The organism is Micromonospora sp. ATLC20 (genome assembly GCF_057196585.1).
The window spans coordinates 1-536 of the sequence record NZ_JBXUOV010000423.1; the positions used below are offsets into that span (position 1 = coordinate 1).

Here is a 536-nt window from a genome sequence, read left to right on the forward strand (position 1 = left end):
GTCCCTATCGGGCGGCCGTTGGGTAACACGGTGGTCTATGTGGTGGACGAGGGTCTGAATCCGGTGCCGGTGGGTGTGGCCGGTGAGTTGTTGATCGGGGGTGACGGTCTGGCGAGGGGTTATTGGGGTCGTGCGGATCTGACGGCGGAGCGTTTTGTTCGGGTGTCGTTCGCGGGCGGGCGGCGGGTGTACCGGACGGGGGATGTGGGTCGGTGGGGTGCGGATGGGTGTCTGGAGTTTTTGGGGCGTGTCGATGAGCAGGTGAAGGTTCGTGGGTTCCGGGTGGAGCCGGGTGAGGTGGAGGCGGTGTTGCTGGCTCATCCGTCGGTGGGTGAGGCGGTGGTGGTGGCTGTCGGGGAGGGTGCCCGACGGCGGTTGGTGGGTTATGTGGCGGGTGTTGGTGGTGCGGTGGATGCGGGGGCGGTGCGGGAGTTCGCTGCGGCGCGGTTGCCGGGGTTCATGGTGCCTTCGGTGGTGATGGTGGTTGACGGGTTGCCGTTGTTGCCGTCGGGGAAGGTGGATCGGCGGGGTTTGCC

1 protein-coding gene is annotated in these 536 nt (G+C 67.2%); it reads left to right on the plus strand.

From position 1 onward, the window contains the following. Window positions 1-18: 18 nt before the first annotated feature. On the plus strand, window positions 19-536 hold a 518-nt coding region (locus tag AC2CHG_RS31740; RefSeq protein ID WP_484526243.1), incomplete at its 3' end, for an AMP-binding enzyme.